Source organism: Aquabacterium sp. A7-Y, from assembly GCF_026153205.1.
Lineage (GTDB): Bacteria > Pseudomonadota > Gammaproteobacteria > Burkholderiales > Burkholderiaceae_C > Caldimonas.
In genome coordinates, this window is record NZ_JAPFBW010000018.1 from 48,630 (window position 1) to 64,030 (window position 15,401).

General features: G+C 68.3%; 18 protein-coding genes. 3 read left to right on the forward strand and 15 right to left on the reverse strand.

The window, feature by feature from the left end; all coding sequences use genetic code 11:
• Window positions 1-25 precede the first annotated feature (25 nt).
• The 7 genes from atpG to OOT46_RS17040 all read right to left on the reverse strand — a co-directional run bounded on the left by atpG (window position 26) and on the right by OOT46_RS17040 (window position 5,388).
• Complete coding sequence (gene atpG / locus OOT46_RS17010; RefSeq protein WP_265404818.1) at window positions 26-895, reverse strand: F0F1 ATP synthase subunit gamma; 870 nt, start codon at window positions 893-895, stop codon at window positions 26-28.
• Between the two features lie 24 nt (window positions 896-919).
• Window positions 920-2,458 (reverse strand): F0F1 ATP synthase subunit alpha, encoded by a 1,539-nt coding sequence (gene atpA / locus OOT46_RS17015; protein WP_265404819.1) that lies wholly within the window; start codon window positions 2,456-2,458, stop codon window positions 920-922.
• 102 nt (window positions 2,459-2,560) lie between these two features.
• Window positions 2,561-3,094 (reverse strand): F0F1 ATP synthase subunit delta, encoded by a 534-nt coding sequence (locus OOT46_RS17020; protein WP_265404820.1) that lies wholly within the window; start codon window positions 3,092-3,094, stop codon window positions 2,561-2,563.
• A 2-nt stretch (window positions 3,095-3,096) separates the two neighbouring features.
• Window positions 3,097-3,567 (reverse strand): F0F1 ATP synthase subunit B, encoded by a 471-nt coding sequence (locus tag OOT46_RS17025; RefSeq protein WP_265404821.1) that lies wholly within the window; start codon window positions 3,565-3,567, stop codon window positions 3,097-3,099.
• 49 nt (window positions 3,568-3,616) lie between these two features.
• Complete coding sequence (gene atpE / locus OOT46_RS17030) at window positions 3,617-3,865, reverse strand: F0F1 ATP synthase subunit C (RefSeq protein ID WP_265404822.1); 249 nt, start codon at window positions 3,863-3,865, stop codon at window positions 3,617-3,619.
• Window positions 3,866-3,930: 65 nt separating this feature from the next.
• Window positions 3,931-4,803 carry a F0F1 ATP synthase subunit A gene (gene atpB, locus OOT46_RS17035; RefSeq protein WP_265404823.1) on the reverse strand — a complete coding sequence of 291 codons (873 nt, stop codon included), beginning with the start codon at window positions 4,801-4,803 and terminating at the stop codon, window positions 3,931-3,933.
• A gap of 24 nt (window positions 4,804-4,827) precedes the next feature.
• Window positions 4,828-5,388, reverse strand: a complete 561-nt coding sequence (locus OOT46_RS17040; RefSeq protein ID WP_265404824.1) for an ATP synthase subunit I — start codon at window positions 5,386-5,388, stop codon at window positions 4,828-4,830.
• A gap of 346 nt (window positions 5,389-5,734) precedes the next feature.
• Here OOT46_RS17040 and OOT46_RS17045 point away from each other — a divergent pair, with 346 nt between their 5' ends.
• Window positions 5,735-6,265, forward strand: coding sequence for a DUF2062 domain-containing protein (locus OOT46_RS17045; protein ID WP_265404825.1), 531 nt, complete (start codon window positions 5,735-5,737; stop codon window positions 6,263-6,265).
• Window positions 6,266-6,280: 15 nt separating this feature from the next.
• Here the strand turns inward: OOT46_RS17045 and OOT46_RS17050 are convergent, their stop codons facing one another.
• From OOT46_RS17050 to OOT46_RS17065, 4 genes are all read right to left on the reverse strand, one after another.
• The gene (locus tag OOT46_RS17050; RefSeq protein ID WP_265404826.1) at window positions 6,281-7,189 is read right to left on the reverse strand and encodes an SMP-30/gluconolactonase/LRE family protein; all 909 of its coding nucleotides are present in this window, start codon (window positions 7,187-7,189) and stop codon (window positions 6,281-6,283) included.
• Complete coding sequence (locus OOT46_RS17055) at window positions 7,189-8,049, reverse strand: aldose 1-epimerase (protein ID WP_265404827.1); 861 nt, start codon at window positions 8,047-8,049, stop codon at window positions 7,189-7,191. The genes OOT46_RS17050 and OOT46_RS17055 overlap by 1 nt, the downstream gene beginning before the upstream one ends.
• A gap of 121 nt (window positions 8,050-8,170) precedes the next feature.
• Window positions 8,171-8,662: a GNAT family N-acetyltransferase gene (locus OOT46_RS17060; RefSeq protein WP_265404828.1), complete on the reverse strand. Its 492-nt coding sequence runs from the start codon at window positions 8,660-8,662 to the stop codon at window positions 8,171-8,173.
• A gap of 60 nt (window positions 8,663-8,722) precedes the next feature.
• Window positions 8,723-9,382, reverse strand: coding sequence for a cytochrome b/b6 domain-containing protein (locus OOT46_RS17065; RefSeq protein ID WP_265404829.1), 660 nt, complete (start codon window positions 9,380-9,382; stop codon window positions 8,723-8,725).
• A gap of 169 nt (window positions 9,383-9,551) precedes the next feature.
• On the opposite strand from OOT46_RS17065, the gene OOT46_RS17070 reads away from it, so the two are divergent.
• Window positions 9,552-10,004 carry a c-type cytochrome gene (locus tag OOT46_RS17070; protein ID WP_265404830.1) on the forward strand — a complete coding sequence of 151 codons (453 nt, stop codon included), beginning with the start codon at window positions 9,552-9,554 and terminating at the stop codon, window positions 10,002-10,004.
• Between the two features lie 40 nt (window positions 10,005-10,044).
• Here OOT46_RS17070 and OOT46_RS17075 read toward each other — a convergent pair whose 3' ends face one another.
• Complete coding sequence (locus OOT46_RS17075) at window positions 10,045-10,776, reverse strand: alanyl-tRNA editing protein (protein WP_265404831.1); 732 nt, start codon at window positions 10,774-10,776, stop codon at window positions 10,045-10,047.
• A gap of 41 nt (window positions 10,777-10,817) precedes the next feature.
• On the opposite strand from OOT46_RS17075, the gene OOT46_RS17080 reads away from it, so the two are divergent.
• Window positions 10,818-12,347 (forward strand): B12-binding domain-containing radical SAM protein, encoded by a 1,530-nt coding sequence (locus OOT46_RS17080; RefSeq protein ID WP_265404832.1) that lies wholly within the window; start codon window positions 10,818-10,820, stop codon window positions 12,345-12,347.
• A 7-nt stretch (window positions 12,348-12,354) separates the two neighbouring features.
• On the opposite strand, the gene OOT46_RS17085 is transcribed toward OOT46_RS17080, so the two are convergent.
• Genes OOT46_RS17085 through OOT46_RS17095 form a run of 3 tightly spaced genes read right to left on the reverse strand, consistent with a single transcriptional unit; the run spans window position 12,355 to window position 15,390 of the window.
• Window positions 12,355-13,314: a threonine dehydratase gene (locus OOT46_RS17085; protein ID WP_265404833.1), complete on the reverse strand. Its 960-nt coding sequence runs from the start codon at window positions 13,312-13,314 to the stop codon at window positions 12,355-12,357.
• A gap of 25 nt (window positions 13,315-13,339) precedes the next feature.
• Window positions 13,340-14,179: a PhzF family phenazine biosynthesis protein gene (locus OOT46_RS17090; protein WP_265404834.1), complete on the reverse strand. Its 840-nt coding sequence runs from the start codon at window positions 14,177-14,179 to the stop codon at window positions 13,340-13,342.
• The gene (locus OOT46_RS17095) at window positions 14,179-15,390 is read right to left on the reverse strand and encodes a PLP-dependent aminotransferase family protein (protein ID WP_265404835.1); all 1,212 of its coding nucleotides are present in this window, start codon (window positions 15,388-15,390) and stop codon (window positions 14,179-14,181) included. Before OOT46_RS17095 ends, OOT46_RS17090 begins: the two co-directional genes overlap by 1 nt.
• Window positions 15,391-15,401 lie beyond the last annotated feature (11 nt).

Sequence of the window (15,401 nt, forward strand, 5' to 3'; positions counted from 1 at the left end):
TTGGATGCCTTCAGGCCTCGCGCCGTCAGACGGCCGCCGCCCCGCTGACGATCTCCGACAGTTCCTTGGTGATCGCGGCCTGCCGGGTCTTGTTGTAGACCAGCTTGAGCTCGGCGATCAGGTTGCCGGCGTTGTCGGTCGCGGCCTTCATCGCGACCATGCGCGCCGACTGCTCGGACGCCATGTTCTCGGCCACCGCCTGGTACACCAGCGCCTCGATGTAGCGCTTCAGCAGCTCGTCGAGCACGCTTTGCGCATCGGGTTCGTAGATGTAGTCCCAGGCATGCTGGGTCTTGTCGGCCTGCATAGACTCGGCCGACAGCGGCAGCAGCTGCTGCACCACCGGCTCCTGCTTCATCGTGTTGATGAAGCGGGTGTAGCAGAGATAGACCGCGTCCAGCTTGCCCTCGGCGTACTGGTCGATGAGCGTCTTGACCGGGCCGATCAGGCGCTCCAGGTGCGGCTGGTCGCCCAGCTGCGTGACCTGGGCCACCACCTTCGCGCCGATGCGGCTCATGAAACCCGCGCCCTTGCTGCCGATGGTCACCGTCTGTGCCTTCAGGCCCTGGGATTCCAGTTCCTTGAGCTTGGCGGTGGTGGCGCGCAGGATGTTGGTGTTCAGGCCGCCGCACAGGCCCTTGTCGGTCGTGACGAGGATCACGCCGACCTGGCCGGTGCCGCTGTTCTGCTGCAGAAACGCGGGCACGTACTCAGGGTTGGCCTGCGCCAGGTTGGCCGTGATCGTGCGCACCTTCTCGGCATAGGGCCGGGCCGAACGCATCCGCTCCTGCGCCTTGCGCATCTTGGACGCGGCCACCATCTCCATGGCCTTGGTGATCTTCTTGGTGTTCTCCACCGATTTGATCTTGCCGCGTATTTCCTTGCCTGCCGCCATGACGGAACTCCTTGTTCTGTGAGATCAGGCGAAGGACTTCTTGAACGACTGGATGGCGTTCTGCAGCTCGGCTTCCGAGTCCTTGTCCAGGGCCTTGGTGCTGTCCAGCTTCTGCAGCAGGGCGGCATGGCTGGTCTTCAGGAACTGGTGCAGGCCGGCTTCGAAGGCCAGGACCTTCTTGACGTCCACGTCGTCCAGGTAGCCCTTGTTCACCGCGTACAGCGTCGCGCCCATCAGCGAGATCGGCAGCGGTGAATACTGGGCCTGCTTCAGCAGTTCGGTCACGCGGGCGCCGCGGTCGAGCTGCTTGCGGGTGGCTGCGTCCAGGTCCGAGGCGAACTGTGCGAAGGCCGCCAGCTCGCGGTACTGCGCCAGGTCGGTACGGATACCGCCGGACAGGCCCTTGATCAGCTTGGTCTGGGCGGCGCCACCGACACGCGACACCGAGATACCGGCGTTGATCGCGGGACGGATGCCTGCGTTGAACAGGCTGGTTTCCAGGAAGATCTGGCCGTCGGTGATCGAGATCACGTTGGTCGGAACGAAGGCGGAGACGTCGCCGGCCTGGGTTTCGATGATGGGCAGCGCGGTCAACGAGCCGGTCTGGCCCTTCACTTCGCCGTTGGTGAACTTCTCGACGTAGTCGGCGCTCACGCGCGCGGCACGCTCCAGCAGGCGGCTGTGGAGATAGAACACGTCGCCGGGGAAGGCTTCGCGGCCCGGCGGGCGGCGCAGCAGCAGCGAGATCTGGCGGTAGGCCACGGCCTGCTTGGACAGGTCGTCATAGACGATCAGTGCGTCCTGGCCGCGGTCGCGGAAGTACTCGCCCATCGTGCAGCCGGAGTAGGCCGACACGTATTGCAGCGCAGCCGACTCGGACGCCGAGGCGGCGACGACGATGGTGTAGTCCATCGCGCCGTTGGCTTCCAGGGCACGCACGACGTTCTTGATCGACGACGCCTTCTGGCCGATGGCGACGTAGACGCAGGTGACGCCCTGGCCCTTCTGGTTGATGATGGCGTCGATCGCCACCGCGCTCTTGCCGGTCTGGCGGTCGCCGATGATCAGCTCGCGCTGGCCGCGGCCGATCGGCACCATCGAGTCGATCGACTTGATGCCGGTCTGCAGCGGCTGCGACACGCTCTGGCGCGCGATCACGCCCGGGGCGATCTTCTCGATCGGCGAGCTCAGCTTGGCGTTGATCGGGCCCTTGCCGTCGATCGGCTGGCCCAGCGCGTTGACGACGCGGCCCACCAGCTCGGGGCCCACCGGCACTTCCAGGATGCGGCCGGTGCACTTGACCGTGTCGCCTTCGGAGATGTGCTCGTACTCGCCCAGAATCACCGCGCCGACGGAGTCGCGCTCGAGGTTGAGCGCCAGGCCGAAGGTGTTGCCCGGGAATTCGAGCATTTCGCCGGCCATCACGTCGGACAGGCCGTGGACGCGGCAGATGCCGTCCGTCACCGAGACCACGGTCCCTTGATTGCGGATGTCCGCTGCCGCGCCGAGACCCTCGATGCGGCTCTTGATCAGTTCAGAAATTTCTGCGGGATTCAGTTGCATTGCATTCTCCCAGTCTTGTCCGGACCCGGGTGGTAGCCACCCGGAGCCTGAACTTGGCTGCCCCGGACTCGCGCCCGGCTGTTCATCGAAGCTGCGCGGATCTCAGGCGATCAGCGCGGCCTTCATGCGTTCCAAGCGGGCCTTGACGGAGGTGTCCAGCACCTCGTCGCCAACCACCACGCGCACGCCGCCGATCAGTTCGGGCTGAACCTCGACCGTGGGCAGCAGCTTGCGGCCGAAGCGCTTCTCCAGCGTGCCGACCAGATCGGCGAGCTGGGCGTCGGTGACCGGGAAAGCGCTGTACACCGTGGCGTCGGTCGCTCCTTCGCTCGCGTGCTTGAGGGCGCGGAACTGGGTGGCGATCTCGGGCATGGCACTCAGGCGCCGGTTGTCGATCAGCGTCGCAATCAGGTTGCGGGCGCCTTCGGACAAGGAGCCGCCAGCCACCGACGTCACGACGTCGAAGACCTGCGAGCGCGGCACCCGGGGGTTGTCCGCAAGCTCGCGGAGCTGCGGGTTGGCGACCACGGCTGCCAAGGTGTCGACCTCGGCAGCCCACTGGTTCAAGTCACCTTTGCGGGCCACTTCGAAAAGTGCCTCCGCATAGGGACGCGCGATGGTTGCGAGCTCAGCCATGATCAAAGCTCGGTTTTCAGCCGGGTCAGCAACTCGGCGTGGACGCCGGCGTTGACTTCCCGTTGAAGGATCTGCTCGGCGCCCTTGACCGCCAGGGCGGCCACTTGCGCGCGCAGCGCTTCACGCGCGGCGATCACCTGCTGATCAGCCTCGGCACGGGCGTTGGCGATGATCTTGGCAGCTTCGAGTTCGGCCTTTTTCTTGGCCTCCTCGACGATGGCGTGAGCCCGCTTTTCGGCGTCCCCGAGGCGTTGCGTGGCCTCTTGGTTGGTTTGGGCGAGCTGCGCCTCGACACGCTTGTTGGCGTCGGCAAGGTCGGCCTTGGCCTTGTCGGCCGCAGCCAGCCCGTCCGCGATCTTCCGGGCGCGCTCATCCAGCGACTTCGTGATCGGCGGCCACACGAATTTCATCGTGAACCACACCAGGATCCCGAAGACCACCATCTGCGCCCAAAGGGTAGCGTTCAGATTCACGGCTCGGACCTTTCTCGGTTACAGGATTGAAGACTGCGAGAAAAGCCGATCAGGCAACCACGAAGGGGTTCGCGAAGGCAAACAGCATGGCCACGCCGACGCCGATCAGGAAAGCCGCGTCGATCAGGCCGGCCAGCAGGAACATCTTGGTCTGCAGCTCGTTCATCAGCTCGGGCTGGCGAGCAGATGCTTCGAGGTACTTGCCGCCCATCAGCGCGATACCGATACAGGCACCGACAGCGCCGAGGCTGATGATCATCCCGCAAGCGATCGCGACATAACCCAACACTTGTTCCATGATTACTCCTAGTTTTGAAGTGGTTTGACGAACGGAAGGAAAACGAAAAACGGGGCGGCCGAGGCTCAATGGCTTTCGTGGGCCTGCCCGATGTACACGAGGGTCAGCATCATGAAGATGAAGGCCTGCAGCGTGATGATCAGGATGTGGAAGATGGCCCAGACGGTGCCGGCCAGCACCTGGCCGACCCACAGGAAGGCGCCGCCCAGCGAGGCGAGGCCGGCCATGCCCATCAGCGCGATCAGCAGAAACACCAGCTCGCCGGCGTACATGTTGCCCCACAACCGCATGCCATGGGAGATGGTCCTGGCGCCGAACTCGACGATGTTCAGGAACAGGTTGGCCGGCGCCAGCGCGATCGCGGCGATGCCGTGGCCATGGAAGGGGGCCGTGAACAGCTCCTTGATCCAGCCGCCGACACCCTTGATCTTGATGTTGTAGAACAGGACCAGCAGCAACACGCTGACCGACATGCCGAGGGTGATGGACAGGTCGGCGGTCGGCACGACACGCATGTAGGCGTGGTGCGGATCATGGCCGGCGGCGGCATAGGCCTGGGTCCACAGGGACGGCAGCAGATCCACCGGCAGCAGGTCCATCGCGTTCATGAAGAAGATCCACACGAACACGGTCAGGGCCACCGGGGCCACCAGGCGGCGCGAGTTGGCGTTGTGCACGATGCCGCGGGCCTGGGTGTCGACCTGCTCGACCAGCATCTCGATGAAACCCTGAAAGCGGCCCGGCACGCCGGCGGTGGCCTTGCGGGCGCCCAGCCACAGCACGAAGATCGTCGCCAGACCCATCGCGGCCGACCAGAACACCGAGTCCCAGTTGATGACCGAGAAGTCGGCGATGCCTTTCTGGTCGATGTTCTGAAAGTGCTTCAGGTGGTGGGTGATGTAGTCACCCGCGGTTGGTGCTTGTCCTTCGGCAGCCATCTCTCTTCTTTCGAACGGTTGTCTTTAAGACGTCTTTTTCACCCGGCGCTGCCACAGCAGCGCCAGCCAACTTGCCTTCATGCACACGATCATCGTGACCAGCAGGGCCGGCCAGTGCAGATCAGGCACGATCTTCGGGGCGGCCACCAACATGACCACCGCCACAAAAATCTTCACGAACTCCCAGAGCAAAAAACCCAGCACCGCGGTGCCAGGGCTCGCTCCGGACAGCCCCCGGGTCATGCCACGCGCCATCAAGGCGCCCGGCAGGACGGTCGCGGCGGCGCCGTACAGCGCTGACCCGCCCACAGCGGTCCGCGTCGTCGCGACCCACCACAGGAGGGTCACCAACACGCCGACCACGGCTTGGGTTCCCACCACACGCCAAGGCGACAACAGTGGGCGCCCGGCTCTCAGGGCCTCGGCCTCTTCACGAGACAGGGGCTTGAAAGCCTGATCCTCGTCCGCACCTGTGTCCGTGTCCTCGAAACCGGGTCCGCCGGATCGGCGGGTCCGCGTTTCGTTCGCCTGTGAAATGGGCGCCGGTGGCAGGCCTTGTTTGCCTGCGGTCTGCTCTGGTGTCACGGCGTTCGGTTACAAACTGGTTGCGGCAAATCCGCGGAATTATACGTGGAAACCCCTGCTTCTCTCACCACCCCCCGCCAAGACGCCCCGACGTGGTGCCCGGCACACACCGCTTGACCCCTGCGACCCATCTCGCTGCAGCCCGCCTGCTGCCCCGATCTTGCGCATCTGCGCTGCCTTCGTGCAGCGGGGTCACGGGCTGGCCCCACTTCCCTGACAGCCGATCGACAGCGGGTATCTCCCGGGGTACGGATTGTTCACGTCGGCACACGATGCAATGCGCAAGCACAGTCGGTGACAGACGGAAAATTCCCCAGCCGCTCCATGACATGAGACGATGCGCGCCATGACGTCGATGAAGGAATTGCTGTCGCGTCGCCTCAGGAACCAACTGCCCCGGCGACACGACCTGGCCAACAACCGCTGGCTGCGGCCGATTGCCGAGCATGTGATGGCCCCCGAGCTGTGGCGCATGCGCGGCGAGACCGTGGCGCGTGGCGTTGCGGTCGGCATGTTCTGGGCCTTCATCGTGCCCATCGCGCAGATCATCTTCGCCACGGTTCATTGCGTCTGGTGGCGCGCCAACATCCCGGTGGCCGCGGCCATCACCTTCATCACCAACCCGCTGACCGTGGGCGGTTGGTTGTGGCTGGCCTACCAGGTGGGCAGCCTGGTGGTGCAGGCGCCCCCGCCCCAGCTGCCGGCCGACGGCGCTGGCCTGCTGGTCTGGGTGCAGTCGGTCGGACTGCCGGCGCTGGTGGGCATGGGCTTGTTCGCGACCGTGGGCGCCGGCACCGGATATGTCGGCGTCAAGCTGGTGTGGCGCCTGCGCCTGGCGCTCCGCCTGCGGGCGCGGGCACGCCAGCGCGGCCGTTGAGGCCCTGCCTGCGCATCAACCGAGATAGAGCTGTGCCGGCAGGCCCGGCACCTCCACCCGCAACTGCAGCACGCAGCCTGCCAGCGGCTGCGCAGCCAGTTCGTCCGCCGGCCGCTTCTCCCGCGAGGTGGTCAGGTAGAGCGTCTTCAGGTCCGCCCCTCCGAAGGCCGGCATCGTCGGGCAGCGCACCGGCAGCGTGACCTCGCGCAGCACCTCACCCGCGGGCGAGAGCTGCAGCAGGCGCGAGCCCTCGAACATCGCCACCCAGTAGTTGCCCTCCACATCCACGGCCCCGCCGTCGGGGCGGCCGCCGTAGCTGTCGAGCGGCTGCCCCTCGCGCTTGAGCTCGAAGCTCTTGAAAACACGCCGCCCGCTCGCCTCGCCGGTCGCCACGTCGAAGTCGAGCGCGAAGATGGTGTGGCTGGTGGTGTCGCTCCAGTACATGCGCCGGCCGTCCGGGCTCCAGGCCAGACCGTTCGAGACCGTCACGCCCTCGCCCTGCCGGGTCAGCCGGCGTTCGGCATCGAGCCGGTAAAGCGCCGCCAGCGGCGGCTTGCGCGGCTCGTAGATGGTGCCGATCCACCAGCGCCCCGCCGGGTCGACCTTGCCGTCGTTGAAGCGTTCCTGTGCCGGATCGTAGGGTGCCTCGGCCAGGCGCTCCCGCTGGCCCGTGCGCGGATCGAAACACCACAGGCCGTCGCGCATCGCGAGCACCAGCCGGCCCGAGGCGGTCGCAGCGCAGCAGCTGACGTCGGTCTCGAAGGCCCAGCTGTCCAGCGAGCGCGTCGCCGGGTCGAAACGATGCAGCTTGTGGCCGGCGATGTCGCAGTAGTAGAGGGCCTGTTCCAGCGGGTGCCACATCGGCGCCTCGCCCAGCAATGCCGCCTGGTCGACGGCCACCGTCACGTCGTAAAGGCCGGACATCAGCGCGCCTCCCGGATCTGCAGCCTCATCCAGCCGCTCGTGCTGGCGCCAGGCGCCAGCGTGATGAGCCCGTGGGCGGCCGGGTCGGCCATGTTGATCGCGTTGTTGGCGTGGCTGACCGGCTCGACCGCGAAGAAGTCGAACTGGGGCGGGGTGTACACCACCAGGTAGGGCAGCGAGGACGTCAGCAGCAGCGAGACCTTCTCGTCGCGGATGGCGGCGCTGCCTTGCCAGCCGACAAAGCAGTTGTCGAAGTCCAGGTGGGCCATGTCGGCGTCGATGCCGTTCTGCTTCACCAGGCGGGACGGCAGCAAGGTCTCGTCGGCCTCCCAGCGGCCCGACAGCTCGGCATGCAGCCGGCTGCGCTGGCGCTTCGGGAAGTGCGGATGCCAGCCCAGCCCGACCGGCGCCGGCGTGTCGGCCCGGTTGGTCACCGTCATCTCCAGGCTCAGGCCTTCCGCATCCAGGCGCACCTGTTGCGTGGCATCGAAGGCGAACGGCCAGTCGGCGTCGGGCGCATGCCGCAGGTGCAGCACGACCGACGTCTCGCTGCGCTCGCCGACGGACCAGGGACGCAGGAAACCGACCCCGTGCAGCGAATGCGGCGAAGGCCCAAAGTTGGGCCGCGTGCCGCGCGGCTGGCCGTCCCAGACGAAACGGCAGTCGGCGATGCGGTTGGAGTAAGGCACCAGCGGAAAGCTGCCGGCCTGGCGCGGGTGCGTCATCGCGGCACCCTCCACGCTGCGCAGCACCGGCGTGTCGCCGTGCCAGAAGCCGGCGATCGCGCCGCCCAGGTCCGGACGCAGCGCCAGCCGCAAGGCCGCGGCGCGCAACTCCAGCGTTTGAGGATCAGGGGTCATGGTGGCTCCAGTGGCGAGCTTCCCGTGCCCGGGGTCGGGACTTGGGCCAAGCCGCCACGCATCAGTCGAACAGCCTGTCATGCTAAGCCGGTACCAGGCTGTAACCGGTGCGGTGCCGGCTTCAGTCGAGCTCGGCTTTCAGGTAGTGGGCCCCGGGGAGCGGGTTGAAGTAGTAGGGCGGGATTTCTTCGAAACCGAGGGTGGTGTAGAGGGTGCGGGCCGCCTCCATTTCGTCCAGCGTGTCCAGCAGCATGACGGAGTAGCCGCAGCGGCGCGCGTCGTCGATCAGCGCCTGTGCGACGGTGCGACCCAGCCCGAAGCGGCGGAAGGGCTTGCGCACATAGAGGCGGCGCATCTCGCAGGCATTGGCGTAGTCGACGTCTGCCATCGGCCGAAAGGCGCCGCAGCCGGCCAGCTGCGCGTCGACGAAGGCCAGCAGCAGCTGGCCGCCCGGCGCCGCGTATTCACCGGGCAGCGTTTGCAGCTCGGTGTCGAAGCCCTGGAAGCCGAGGTCGACGCCGAGCGAGTCGGCATACTCCTTGAACATCTCGCGGGCCGCGTCCAGCAGTTCCGGCTGGTCGGGGACGACAAGGCGTATCTCTGGCGATTGCATCGAGCGATCAGGCGGTCGGCGAGGAGAAAAATGGACGGGCAGCCAGCGGTTCGGCGCAGTCTAACTCCCGAGCTGCACCAGCGCGCCCACCGCCACCGCCCCGACTGTGAAGACCGCCAGGGCCAGCCAGCGGGTGGCGGCGCTGTCGCGTGACGCTGGCGCATCGACCGCCAGTTCCTTGTCGCCGGCGATCATGGGCCGCACCAGGCTCTGCTTGAGGACCCAGGTGTACCAGGCGATCGCGCACAGGTGCAGCACCACCAGCGAAATGATCAGCGGTTCTCCGATGACCCGGTGGTACCAGGTCAGCCGCAGGCTCAGTTCGGTGGACACCAGCGGTGCGAGCGGTCCCAGGTTGGCGATCTCGTCGTCCGCGAAGAGGCCGGTGCCTACCTGGGCGGCGAGCGCGAGCAGGAGCGCGAACACCGACAGGCTGCCCAGCGGCGTGTGGCCGACCCGGTGCAGCAGCGGCGAACGGCCGCGCAGATGCGCCAGCAGGCTGGACGGCGCGAACAAAAAGCTGGCAAAGCGCGACCAGTAGCCGCCGATGCAGCCCCAGACGAGGCGGAACAGCAGCAGCGTCAACACCAGGTAGCCGAGGCGGAAATGCCAGATCATGGCGTTGCCGCCAACCTGTGCGGTGAGCAGGCTGCCGGTCACTGCGGCGGTCAGCACCCAATGGAACAGCCGGGTCGGCAAGTCCCAAACACGGATCTTCATGGTCTTTCCTGCCCCGGACGGTCTCGACCCGGTGGTTTTACTGCGCCACGGCCGGCGGGCGCAAGCGCAGAAGTGAGGTCGCGCCCCCGGCCCGCGCTCCTTACACTGTGCGACGGCCGCGCCTCGCCAGGCAGGCCGCCCTCGCCCCCCACTTGCGCAGGAGCCTCCGATGAAACGAACGCTGTCCGTCCTTGCCGCCTCTACCGCGATGCTGGCCGCCACGCCGGCGCTGGCGCAGTTCGCCAAGCCCGAACATGCCGTCGAATACCGCCAGGGTGCGATGTTCGTGCTCGGCCAGCACTTCAGCCGGCTCGGTGCCATGGCCAACGGCAAGGTGCCTTTCGATGCCAAGGCGGCCGCCGAGAACGCCGCGGTGGTCGAGTTCATGTCGCGCCTGCCCTGGCCCGCCTTCGCCGAGGGCACCGACCAGGGCAAGACCCAGGCCAAGCCCGAGATCTGGAAGGAAAACGACAAGTTCCGCGCCGCGGCCACCAAGATGCAGGACGAGGTGACCAAGCTGGTCGCGGCGGCCCGCAGTGGCAGCCTGGAGCAACTCAAGGCGAGCTTCGGGCCGGCGGCGCAAAGCTGCAAATCCTGCCACGACCACTACCGCGAGAAGTGAAGCCCGCCGGCTGCCCCCTCCGGGGGGGACGGCGCCCGGTTCAGGCGCCGCCGGCGGGCGCGAAGCCCAGCACCACGCGGCGGGTCTTGGCGCTCTTTTTCTCGACCTTGGTGACGATCACCTCGCCCACCTCGGCGCTGTTGGCGACGTGGGTGCCGCCGCAGGGCTGCAGGTCGACACCTTCGATCTTCAGCACCCGCACGCGGCCCGAGCCGCGCGGCGGGGAGACGCTCATGCTGCGCACCAGCTGCGGGTTGGCGTCGAGGTCCGCGTCGCTGATCCAGCTGTGGCTGACCGGGTGGCGGCCGGCCACCAGGCGCGCCAGGCCGGCTGTGAGGCTGGCCTTGTCCAGCGGCTCGGTGGTGTGGAAGTCCAAGCGGGCTGCGTCGGCGGTGATCGAGCAGCCGTCCACCGGGTGCGGCACCAGCGCGCAGAGCAGGTGGGTGGCGGTGTGGAAACGCATGTGGCGTTCACGCTTGTGCCAGTCGATGCGCGCCCTCAGCCGCACACCGGGCTGCAAGGCCTCGATCAGCGCCTCCTGGCCCGGCGCCGGCACGTGCACGATGCGGCCCGGCTCGGCGCCCTTGCAGGTCTCGGCGATGCTCAGCGCCCGGCCGTCGGGCAGCAGCAACTCGCCGGCGTCGCCGGCCTGCCCGCCGCCGCGGGGATAAAAGACCGTGCGGTCCAGCTCTATGCCCTGCGGCTCGACGGCGACGACGCCGGCCTCGCACTCCCGCAGATAGCTGTCTTCGCGGAACAGTTCCTCGGTCACTGACGGACTCCTTGCTCGACTCGAAATCGATAATAGCGGCCATGCCCGACATCGTCCTGGCCACGCTCAACGCCAAATACATCCATGCTTCGCTGGGCTTGCGCTGCCTGCGCGCCAACCTGGGCCCGCTGCGCGAGCGCAGCGCCCTGCATGAATTCACGATTGCGCAGAAGCCGGTCGAGATCGTCGAGCGCTTGCTGGCGCTCGAGCCCCGCATCGTCGGCTTCGGCGTCTACATCTGGAACGTCACCGAGACCACCCGCGTCGTGCGCCTGCTGAAGGCGCTGCGGCCGGGCTTGAAGATCGTGCTCGGTGGTCCCGAGGTGAGCCACGAGACCGGCGAGCAGGACATCTGCCGGCTGGCCGACCACGTGATCACCGGCTGGGGCGACATCAGTTTCCCGAAACTCTGCGACGCCCTGCTGCACGGGCCGCGGCCGCTGTCCAAGCTCATCGTCGGCGAGCAGCCGCCGCTGGAGCAGCTGGCCCTGCCCTACGACGAGTACGACGACGACGACCTGGCCCACCGGCTGCTGTATGTCGAGGCCTCGCGCGGTTGCCCCTTCAAGTGCGAGTTCTGCCTGAGCTCGCTGGACAAGACCGCCTGGGCCTTCGAGACCGATCGTTTCCTCGCGGCGATGGCGCGGCTGCATGCCCGCGGCGCGCGCCACTTCAAGTTCGTCGACCGCACCTTCAACCTGAAGATCGAGACCTCGGCGCGCATCCTGGAGTTTTTCCTCGCCCGCCTGGACGAGCGCCTGTTCGTGCACTTCGAGGTGGTGCCCGACCAGCTGCCCGAGCGCCTCAAGCAGCTGATCGCCCGCTTCCCGCCCGGGACCCTCCAGTTCGAGGTCGGCATCCAGAGCTTCAACCCCGAGGTGCAGGCCCGCATCTCGCGCCGCCAGGACAACCAGCGCACCGCCGACAACCTGCGCTGGCTGGCGAAGCAGTCGCCGGCGCATGTTCACGCCGATCTGATCTTCGGGCTGCCGGGCGAGACGCTGGAGAGTTTTGCCGCCGGATTCGACCGCCTGGTGGCCCTCGGACCGCATGAGATCCAGGTCGGCGTGCTCAAGCGCCTGCGCGGCACGCCCATCGTGCGCCACACCGAAACCCACCGGATGGTCTACGACCCGGAGCCGCCCTACGCCATCCTGCAGACCGACGTCGCCGACTTCGCCACCGTGCAGCGCATGACACGCTTCGCGCGCTACTGGGACCTGGTCGCGAACGCCGGCCGGCTGCCGCGTTGCCTCGCGCTGCTGCTGGGCGAGGCGCGGCCCTTCGAGCGTTTCATGGCCTTCTCGGACGCCCTGTGGGCCGGCACCGGCAAGACCCACCAGATCGGCTTCGAGCCGCTGGTCGATGCCTTGCACGACCACTTGCGCGACACCCTGCGTCTGCCGGCGGATGTGGTGCTGCAGGCGGTGCAGGAGGACTACCGGGCCAGCGGCGCGCGCGGCAAACCGAGCTGCCTGGCGCAGGCGGCGGTGCAGCTGGCCGCCCGACCCAGCGACAAGCCGCTCTCGGTCCGCCAGCAACGCCATCTCAACAGTCGCGAGCCAGCCTGAGGCCTGTTCACGCGCCGAGCACCCGCGCGAACACGCCGCTGTCGACATTGCCGCCGGTCAGCGCAATGCCGACCTTGCGCCCCTGCCAGCGCTCGCGCTGCTGCAGCGCAGCCGCCAGCGCTGCGGCACCTGCGCCTTCGGCGACGTTGTGGGTGTCGGCGAAGAGCGCGCGCATCGCGGCGGCGACCTCGGTGTCGTCGACCGCCACCATGTCGTCGGCCTCGGCGCGGATCATCGCGACGGCCTCGGCATCGGGCGACCGGCAGGCCATGCCGTCGGCCAGCTGCGTGGCGACGGCCGCCTCGACCACGCGGCCCTGCTGGAAGGACAGGCGATAGGCCGGCGCATGGGCCGACACCACGCCGATCAGCCGGGTGCGCGCGCCGGTGTAGGCCCTCGCCGCGGCCGCCGCGCACAGGCCTGAGCCCATGCCCACGGGCACGAACAGCACCTCGGGCTGCACGGCCTCGAAAAACTCGATCCAGCCGGTGGCGACGCCACACACCAGATCCGGGTGGAAGGACGGCACCATGTGCAGCCCCTGGGCCTCGGCCAGCTCGACCGCGTGTTCGCGGGCCGCCTGGAAGTCCTCGCCGTGCTCGATCAGCCGCACGCCCAGCTCGCGCATCGCGGCGTTTTTCTCGATCGAATTGCCGTGCGGCACGACGATGGTGGCGGCCAGCCCATGGCGGCGCGCGGCATATCCCAGCGACTGTCCGTGGTTGCCGCGAGTGGCGCTGATCAGCCCTCGCAGCTGCGGCTCCTGCCGCTTCAGGCGCTCGACATACACCAGGCCACCACGCACCTTGAAGGCGCCCACCGGGGTGTGGTTCTCGTGCTTGACCCAGACCTCGGCACCGAGCCGGCGGGCCAGCAGCGGCCAGGCGTACTGAGGTGTCGGCGGCATCGCCGCGTAGACGGTCTCCTGCGCGGCCTGCAGCCGGGCGCGGTGGTAGGGCTTGCTCATTGAAGGTCTCCTGGAGCGCGGGCGGCTAGAGGCTGAGGCGGCCGTCGATGCAGGTGCGGCTCGCGCCGCCGACCCACAGCGTTTCGCCGTCGCGGGTGATGTACACCCGCCCTGCCCGGCCCAGCCGGGTTCCCTGGGCGGCGACATAGGAGGTCGGCACCAACCCGTCGGCCGCCAGCCAGTGCGCCAGCGCCGCGTTGAGGCTGCCGGTGACGGGATCCTCGACGACGCCGACCAGGGGGGTGAAGGCACGCACCTCGTACAGCGCCTCGCTGCCCTCGGGGTGGAAGCCCACCACGCCGATGTCCACGCCGAGCGCGCTCAGTGCGCCATGGTCGGGCTCGAGCGACAGCACCTTGCCCGCGCTGGCAAGCCGCAGGCACAGCCACTTCGGTCCGAGCGGCAGCCAGCGCGCCGCGAGGACGTCGGCCACGGTCAGGCCCAGCCCCTGGGCCACCGCCTCCAGCAGCGACGGTTCGACCTCGGCCGATACGACGGGCGGCGCGGCAAAGGCCAGCCGCGGCCCGTCCTGGCGGATCGTCACCAGGCCGACGCCGCACTGCTGCACGACCTGCCCGGAGGCCTTCGGCACCCCGCCGGCCTCCAGCCAGGCGTGGCAGCTGCCCAGCGTGGGGTGGCCCGCGAAGGGCAGCTCGCCGCCGGGCGTGAAGATGCGCAGCCGGTAGTCGGCCTCGGGGTCGGTCGGCGGCAGCAGGAAGGTGGTTTCCGAGAGGTTGGTCCAACGCGCGAAATCCTGCATCTGTGCATCACTCAGGCCCAGGCCCTCGAGCACCACCGCGAGCGGATTGCCCTTCAGCGCCTCGAATGCGAACACATCGACCTGCTTGAAACGTCGGCTGTTCATCATGCGGCCTCCTTTTGCGCCGCGCGCACCACGCCGGCCAGCGTCTCGACCGCCAGCGCGATCTGCTCCGGCGTCAGCGTGACGAAGGACAGTCGCAAGGTGTTCAGCTGCGGCTCGGTGGCGTAGAAAGCCGCACCCGGCACGAAGGCCACGCCCGCATCGACGGCCATCGGCAGCAGCGCCATCGCGTCGAACCCGCGCGGCAGCTCGACCCAGAAGAACATGCCGCCGGTGGGCGTGTTCCATCGGCAGCCCTCCGGCATGTGGCGCTCCAGCGCCGCGCGCATCGCGTCGCGCTGCGCCGCATAGCGGGTCCGGATACGCGGCACGTGGGTGTCGAGGAAACCGTCCTTGATGACCTCGTGCACGACACGCTGGTTGAACACCGGCGTGTGCAGGTCGGCCGCCTGCTTGGCCTGCAGCAGCTTGGGATAGAGGGCCTTGGGCGCCACCACATAACCGAGCCGCAGACCCGGCGCCAGCACCTTGGAGAAGGAGCCGAGGTAGATCGCGCCTTCGGGATGCTGCGAGGCCAGCGCCGGCGGCGGCGGCGCGTCGAACCACAGGTCGCCGTAGGGGTTGTCCTCCAGCAGCGGCAGTCCCAGCCGGGCCGCCTCGGCGGCCAGCGCGACACGGCGTGCGGCGCTCATGCTGCGACCGCTCGGGTTCTGGAAGTTGGGCAGCAGATAGAAAAAGCGCGCGCCGGCGGCGCAGTCGCGCAGCGCCTCGGGCAGCGGGCCTTCGTCGTCCGACGGCACCGCGGCGATCTCCGGCTCGTAGGGCGCGAAGGCCTGCAGCGCGCCCAGGTAGGTCGGGGTCTCGACCAGCACCCGGCTGCCGGCGTCGATCAGCACCTTGCCGCACAGGTCCAGGCCCTGTTGAGAACCGGTGGTGATCAGCACCTGGCTGGCGTCGACCCGCAGGCCCTGCGCCTGGACATGGGCCGCGACCCATTCGCGCAGCGGCGCGTAACCTTCACTCGCGGCGTACTGCAGGGCCTCGCGGCCGGCGTCTTTCAGCACGCGCTCGCTGGCCTCCCGCATCGCCTCGACCGGGAAGCTGTCGGGCGAAGGCAGCCCGCCGGCCAGCGAGAGGATGCCGGGCCGTTCGGTGACCTTCAGAATCTCGCGGATGATGGACGGGTTCATGCGCTCGGCGCGGCGCGCGAGCGTCCAGGGGGTGGCTTGGCGGCCGGGGGCCGTGGCTGTCATGCGGTTTCTCC